The sequence below is a fragment of the Hoylesella marshii DSM 16973 = JCM 13450 genome (assembly GCF_000146675.1).
GTDB classification, from domain to species: Bacteria; Bacteroidota; Bacteroidia; order Bacteroidales; family Bacteroidaceae; genus Prevotella; species Prevotella marshii.
On sequence record NZ_GL397214.1, the window covers coordinates 1,004,932 to 1,012,459 of the forward strand.

The 7,528-nt window shown below is 47.8% G+C and carries 6 protein-coding genes; 5 read left to right on the forward strand and 1 reads right to left on the reverse strand.

Annotation, left to right across the window (positions count from 1 at the left end; all coding sequences use genetic code 11):
• Positions 1 to 247: 247 nt before the first annotated feature.
• Genes HMPREF0658_RS04215 through cls form a run of 5 tightly spaced genes read left to right on the forward strand, consistent with a single transcriptional unit; the run spans position 248 to position 5,538 of the window.
• Positions 248 to 754 (forward strand): DMP19 family protein, encoded by a 507-nt coding sequence (locus HMPREF0658_RS04215; RefSeq protein WP_006948826.1) that lies wholly within the window; start codon positions 248 to 250, stop codon positions 752 to 754.
• A 28-nt stretch (positions 755 to 782) separates the two neighbouring features.
• Positions 783 to 1,262, forward strand: coding sequence for an SsrA-binding protein SmpB (smpB, locus tag HMPREF0658_RS04220; RefSeq protein ID WP_006948828.1), 480 nt, complete (start codon positions 783 to 785; stop codon positions 1,260 to 1,262).
• A 20-nt stretch (positions 1,263 to 1,282) separates the two neighbouring features.
• Positions 1,283 to 2,338 carry a homocysteine S-methyltransferase family protein gene (locus tag HMPREF0658_RS04225; RefSeq protein ID WP_006948830.1) on the forward strand — a complete coding sequence of 352 codons (1,056 nt, stop codon included), beginning with the start codon at positions 1,283 to 1,285 and terminating at the stop codon, positions 2,336 to 2,338.
• A 45-nt stretch (positions 2,339 to 2,383) separates the two neighbouring features.
• Positions 2,384 to 4,096, forward strand: coding sequence for a hypothetical protein (locus HMPREF0658_RS04230; protein ID WP_006948832.1), 1,713 nt, complete (start codon positions 2,384 to 2,386; stop codon positions 4,094 to 4,096).
• A gap of 20 nt (positions 4,097 to 4,116) precedes the next feature.
• The gene (gene cls, locus HMPREF0658_RS04235) at positions 4,117 to 5,538 is read left to right on the forward strand and encodes a cardiolipin synthase (RefSeq protein ID WP_006948833.1); all 1,422 of its coding nucleotides are present in this window, start codon (positions 4,117 to 4,119) and stop codon (positions 5,536 to 5,538) included.
• A 140-nt stretch (positions 5,539 to 5,678) separates the two neighbouring features.
• Here the strand turns inward: cls and HMPREF0658_RS04240 are convergent, their stop codons facing one another.
• On the reverse strand, positions 5,679 to 7,337 hold the full coding sequence (locus HMPREF0658_RS04240; protein WP_139047714.1) for a hypothetical protein: 1,659 nt from the start codon (positions 7,335 to 7,337) through the stop codon (positions 5,679 to 5,681).
• Positions 7,338 to 7,528 lie beyond the last annotated feature (191 nt).

The following is a 7,528-nucleotide window of genomic DNA, read 5'->3' on the forward strand; positions in this document are numbered from 1 at the left end:
AGACACCGACTTATCAATCCCAACTTTACAAACCAGAAAACCACAATCATAAACACCAGAACAGCAAATACGAAAAAAGCACCACAAAAACAAAACAAAAAAACAATCCATAAACAATACAATCAGCACAAAGACAGAAAATTATCAAGAAAAAGGGGCATGAAACTTTCCTCGCACTACACATCTTACACCTTTTTTTACTAACTTTGCAAAAAGCAAATGGATGTTTATCAAATACATATAGCCCATGAAACAAGTAAGAATAACAGACAACTGCTTGCAAAAAGCCACGCAAGAGGGCATGGATGTGTTTCTGCAAACAGTTACGGATGGTATACTGACTGCTATTGGTGGCGAACTCAATGAAGAGACGATACAGGAAATCAATGCGCAGCAAATCACGCTATTAGCCTATCATATCCTAAGAGACGAGGTAATGGATGGTGGTTTCGTTCAGCTCATCCACAATGGGTATGGTCCTTTCATCTTCAAAAATCCGTTCGACAAAGCCATACGTGCGTGGGGATTAGCGGATTTATGTAGTCTCATTCGCAAGGTGCACAAGCTATACAATCGGTTTTACGAGGAAATAGAGCGCGAATGTTCCGATGAAGAATTTATGGCTATGTTTGAACAGATGCCCGAATTCGATGAGTTCGACGACCGCTTTGTGGAAAACGAAGAGGAATGGACGGCACTGGTGGCGCGATATGTAGATGAACACATCGGTCAATTTGCCGTGATAGAAAAGTAACAAGCCTCTATATATAAAAGGAAGAACAGTGAATAAGGAAGAAGAATTGATAAGGAAGAAAAGCCCCATACAGATTAGAAACAGGAAGGCATCGTTTGAGTACTTCTTTATAGATACCTATACGGCAGGCATCGTGCTTACCGGAACGGAAATCAAATCTATCCGCATGGGCAAGGCATCGCTCACAGATACTTTTTGTTATATCAACAACGGTGAGATATGGGTAAAGGGCATGAATGTGTCGCCGTATTTCTATGGTTCGTACAACAACCACGAGAGCAAGCGTGACCGTAAATTGCTACTCAACAAACGAGAGATACATAAGTTGCAGGAGGCTACGAAGCAAGTGGGGTTCACAATTGTACCGACTCTCGTTTTTATCGACAAAAACGGTAGGGCAAAAATGGACATTGCCCTCGCCAAAGGGAAGAAAGAATACGACAAGCGACAGACGCTGAAAGCCAAGGAAGACAAACGAGAGATGGACAGGGCGATAAAACGTTTCTAAACAAAACGCGCAAGATAAGAATGACGATTCAGGAACTCATCCGACAACGCATATTAATCTTAGACGGTGCTATGGGCACGATGATACAACGGTATCATCTGACGGAAGATGACTTCCGCGGTCAAAGGTTCAAAGACATCACAAGCATGCTGAAAGGCAACTATGATGTACTCAACATCACCCACTCTGACATCGTGGAGGAAATACACGACAAATACTTGGCAGCCGGTGCCGACCTCATCTCCACCAATACGTTTAATAGTCAGGCCGTGTCGCAAGCCGGCTATCAGTTAGAGGATTTCGCACACGAGATGGCGCTCGAGGGTGCTCGCATCGCACGTCGTGCCGCTGACCGATACTCTACGCCAACCCATCCACGGTTCGTTTGCGGCTCCGTGGGACCTACGAACAAGACATGCTCCATAAGCCCCAACGTAAATAATCCCGTCCTACGCAAGCACCACTACGACGAACTTTTCAAGGCCTATACCGAACAGATGGACGCACTGATAGCCGGTGGTACAGACACCTTTCTGATTGAGACCATCGTCGACACACTCAATGCAAAAGCAGCTATCGCCGCTGCCATGCAGTCGATGGAGCGTGCGGGTAAGACACTGCCCATCATGCTTTCCATCACCATCAACAATCTGACTGGCAACATGCCGAGTGGACAGACACTTGAGGCATTTCTTGCCGACGTAAGTCCCTACCCCATCTTCTCCATCGGACTGAACTGCTCTTTCGGTGCGAAGCAGATGAAGCCCTATCTGAAAGAGCTGGCACACAAGGCGCCTTACTACATTTCGGCCTATCCCAACGCCGGTATTCCCAACAGCATGGGGTTTTACAACGAGACGGCCGAGACAATGGGTGCCGATATTCAGGAGTTTATCGACGAAGGCATCGTGAACATCGTAGGCGGATGCTGTGGCACCGATGAAACCTTTATTGCCGAATATGCCCGACGTGCCAAGGATAAAAGGCCTCCTCTAATGCCTTTACGCAATGACAATTCGGCCAACGCACCCACCGCAATGCCTTTGCCTATTGACAACGCCATGAAAAGAGGATAAACTTCTTCACGATTTAAAAATTAAATCGTATATTTGCCCATAGCTATGCCACAAACAACGATTATTATACTACTGCTGCTCACGGCCATTCTGGTCGTGCTGGGAATCTTGTTGCTTCTCCCTAACATACGGATGTGGAAACGAGGAAGGGTCGCATCACTCCAACAAAAGAAGCAACTGATAGACGACACGTTGCATCGGCTGCAATGCCCCGTAGTATGGAAAAGCGAAGACGATGCACAGATTGCCGAATTTACGTTTCAAGAGGGACACTTCAGACTCTACGTGAGCGAAGATGCCGAAGCTATAAGGCTGTCGTATCTTTTCTTCCTCTGCGTGAGCATCGACAAGCTCAACCTCGTCAGAGAACTCTGCAACCGATGCAACATGAACACGCGCGCCGAACATCTGTTGTACACCGTCGACAATACCGAACACGGAACGAATGTGCATATCATCGCCGGTATCTATCTGCATGAAAAGACTGCAGAGCGGGTGATGACCGAGGCTTTACGAAATATTTTCGCATGGAGAAACTCGTTCGTACAGAAATATCATGAGCTGAATGCCGAACGGGGAAAGTTTGTCGACTTGGATGTGGAGCAAGGAAAAGCGGAACTCGACCGTCAGTTCTCGTTGCTTCGCGAACAGGAAATCCTGCGCCGCCCGTTGCGGAAAGGTAATCGCGAGACGCTCGACAGCGGCATGACATTGCCCGAACTCGCCGAAAGACTCTTTGGCATCGCGGATTTTCAGCCGCAAGAATTAAAAGTTGTCACCGACACAGTGAAAGTGTTCACCGACAAGGGCATCATCAACACTTTCCGCATATACAGTGCTTTAACCGACGGCATCAACCTGTCGGCATTCGTCAGAGCACACGCCACGCTGGAAGTGTGCTTCTGCGAGGCAAAGAAGTCCGACAGGCCACGTTTCATGCAATTGTTTCTCGAAACGGCGGGCAATAGCACACACACTTTATACTATCGGGCAACAGCCACGCTCATGCCACTTTCGCCAGCCGCAAACCTGCCGCTCGGCAGCTATGAGACGCAGGAAAGAAGCTGTGGTTGTCTGATGGCTGTAGACTTAGACGCAACCACGGAACGAAAAAACCTTGAGTTCCGGTTCATGTGGCAAGATGCAAAAGACAAACAGCAACGTGGTGAAGAGCATTTACTGTCCGACGAACAACGTCTCATCCTCCATATCATCGACCCCACCATCGCCTATTGCTTGTATTTCGGTAAGCAACTCTTCCTCCGCCAACGCTACTATGAGGCACTGTCGTATCTCGAATACGCATTTGAAAGCATGCAGGAGACATCTGCCGAAATGAGCAACGAACAGATGGAAACACTCTGCGAAGTGGCGTATCTGTCCGGATTCTGCCACGCCGAACTGCATCGATTTAAGAAGGCATATTACTATCTGTTCATCGCGTTTGGCTTCAACCATATCACCTACACCGAGGCCTACGTCAACTGCTTGGTAAACATGGGCGACTTCCGCGCCGAACGCCTCATCGACACCCTTTTAACCCAAACGCAGGGAAATCACCACAACGGCGAGACGGAAAACGAAGGATACGTGCAGAAATTCATCTCTTTCCTGCAACGCAGAAAGACCACTCTGCTCATCAGACGTAAAAAATATAATGAAGCAGAAGAACTCTTGAAACGCATGCTCAACGAACCCGACAACAGCGACTTCGCTCTTCATGAACTCGCCACCATTCAACGACTAAGAAAAAACTAAGGAAACATCCCAGCGACACAATGGTATACGTACATTGGATTGTGATTCTCATCTACACGATAGTCGTGTTAGGAACCTTGGTCTCTGTGCTCACAGACAATCGACAGCCCGCAAAGACCATGGCATGGGTGCTTGTGCTTCTGTTCCTGCCCGTCGTCGGCATCATCTTCTACTTCTTTTTCGGTCGGAACACCCGCAAGAAACGCATCATCAGTCAGCAGAGTCTCGACCGCCTCTCCAAGCGTTCCATGCTCGAATTTGTAGAACAGAAGAACCTTGTTTTGCCGAAGCAACACATCTCGCTCATCAATCTTTTCACAAACCAAAACTGGGCGTTGCCCTTTAAAGATAACCACGTAGACATCTACAGAGACGGCTACTCCTTCTTCCCCGCCCTACTCTCGGCCATCGGAAAGGCACGCCACCACATCCATCTCGATACGTATATCATCGAAGACGACCCCATAGGCCGCCTTGTCTGCGATGCCCTGATAGACAAAACACGTGAGGGCGTGCAAGTGAGAATCATCTACGACGATGTGGGCTGCTGGCATGTCAACTCCTCTTTCTTCGAGCGTCTGCGCGAAGAGGGCATCGAAGTACACGCTTTCATGCCGGTGAAGTTTCCTGCATTCACGGGCAAAATTAACTACCGCAACCATCGCAAGATATGCGTGATAGACGGACACACGGGATTTATCGGCGGCTTCAACATCGCCTTAAGATACGTGAAAGGAAAAGCTCATCAGCCGTGGCGCGACACGCATTTCCGCATTTCCGGCGGAGCTGTCTATGGATTGCAACGGGCGTTTTTAGTAGACTGGTATTTCGTAGACCGCACATTGATTACCGACAGAGCATTCTATCCATCACTCAACGTCGAGGAAAACAACTGCATAGCCCAAGTGGTAACCGGCAGCCCCGTCTCTCCGTGGCCGGACATCATGCAGGGGTACGTCCGCATATTGCTCGAAGCCAAACAATATGTCTACATAGAAACACCCTATTTCCTACCCACCGAACCCGTGCTCTTTGCCATGCGCACGGCCGCGCTCACAGGTGTAGACGTGCGCTTGCTCGTTCCCTTACACAACGATTCCAAGTTCGTGGAATGGGCATCCCGCTCCTACGTGTTGCAAATGGTGGAAGCCGGCGTAAAAGTCTACTTCTATAAAGCAGGATTCAACCACTCTAAATTGCTTGTCTGCGATGATTCCCTTTCCACATGCGGCAGTACCAACATCGACTTTCGCAGCTTTGAAAACAATTTCGAGGCAAACATCTTCTTCTACGACCCAAGCCTCGCCCTACGCGTAAAACAACTCTTCTACGACGACTTAAAAGAAAGCATTCCCCTCAACCGCGTCTCCAACCTTCGCAGGCGCCCTTTCCTGCAACATCTTTGGGAATCCCTCGTTCGCCTGCTCTCCCCGTTGCTCTAATTGGCTGCGCCTCCTAAAGGGTATATTCCCGCACAAAAAAGCGAGTGTTTTGCGCCGTCCCAACTTGTAATAGGCTTTCCTTCCCTCTTCTCCGCCCCCACGTGGATGCTGCAGGGGCGGAGCGGATAGAGGAATATGCATTAATAGCGCACAAAGGGGAAGGTTTGGATATAACCCAAATGGCTTTTTGCTGCACCCTGCGGGCGAACTACAATATCATTACTACCACTCGGATAAAACACAATAGGGCTTGAAAATCCAGGGCTGGTGTATATTGTAGACGACCAGGACCGCTGTTGAAACGGGTTGGTTCCACCGGCATTCACAAAAGCGTTTGTTATAACACTCAGCTGTTTCTGAAAAGTTATATAACTACTCGAAACGTTTGTTTTCTTGGCAAGCTTATCAAAAACATTGATAATTTCGCCGATGGCGGGGAAGTACCATTCGCCGAAACCTACACCGTAAGGGTCGTGCGAAGCCCAATAAAATGCGGGGTAGCGGGTTTGTTGGTTGGCCTTTACAAGGCCGTCTACGTCGGTGCTCGAAGTCCATGTCCAGTTGTAGCCGTTTTCATCTTGCAGCGCATCATCAGAGGTTGCAAATGCGGTGGTGTAGTTGTTGCCGTTATAAGTGGGAGAAGTGGTTATTTCCCATTCTTTCACCGTGCCGCGCAATCCCATGGCAATGCCCTGCTGCGTCTTCGTCTTCCCGCGATACACCAAAGCAATGGGTGTGCGACTACCTTTGTCTTCGAGCATGCCCACCGTTTTATCGCTAAACAGATATATGGGGGTGGTGGTGGGAGTGAGCGCAAAGCGGACAGTATAAGATTTACCTTGCCAGCCAGTTGAAGGTAACGCCCCATTAGCACTTAAATAAATCTCATGGTTCGGTATGGATTTCCCATAGATTTGACCACTTGTAAATTTCAGAAAATTATGCTTACCATTAATTCCACCAGGTAGAATATACAGATAATTGCCGGTAGCAAAGAAAGGTTCAGAACCCAGTTCTGCATCATTGGCTGTAGCCGCAGAAAGTGGATAATCGTATGCGTAATTATGAGTTGTGGTCTGTAATGTTGTGGAATAGGAACCGTCAGCGAGAGCCTCATATGCCCAGTCATGACCGAATACCCTGCTTCCAAATTGCAACCTGATACTTGAAATATCTTGCTTATACGTCATCAACTTCACGCGTATTCTCGCACACAGATGGCGCATTTTAAAATGAACGGAATAATTGCGGTCAGCAGCGGTGATGGTTTGCGCTCCGGTCAGTCCTACCATTGCATTTTTCCCATTCCTGTAGGTCAGACGAAATGTAACGGGGTCTATCGTAATAGCGTCATCATTGATGCACACAAACTGATAAGTGCCTGGTGCAAGCGTAAGTGCTCCTCCTGTAGGTACGAAATCTCCATTCACGAACTTGCCTTTGAGCAGTTTACGGTTTCCATTGGTACCCATTACTCTTTGATGTGTAAGAGGATCTACCGCATAAATGGAGAATGTACCACCACCATCAAGTCTTTTCGGGGCACGAGTATTCTCTGCAGCATCTTCTTCAATACTGATATTTGCTGTCAAACCATTGCCCATATCCACTGTTCGATTTTCGGGAAGTGCTTGCGTAGCACGGGTATTTTCAGCGACAAATCCTTCATCACCTGCTGTGAAAGAAGTCTTTGTCTCACCTATTTCGATAGTGCCACTACCTGAAGGACTGTCGGGTGTTTCGCTTTGGCATGCTGCAACCAATATCGAAACAGAGAAAACACATGTTACTAAAAACAAATTTTTAAACCTTTTGTTCATTGTTCTTTTACTTTACTTGCTTATTACTTATAGAATTTTTCTTTATCACAGATCTATAATTCGAGACCTCCTGCATCTCCCTCTTCCTCTTCATCCCAATCTTCCTCTTTGTTTTGTCCGCCCGTGTGGGTGCCACTAACGGAAGTTTCGAGGAAATGCTCTTGCTCTAT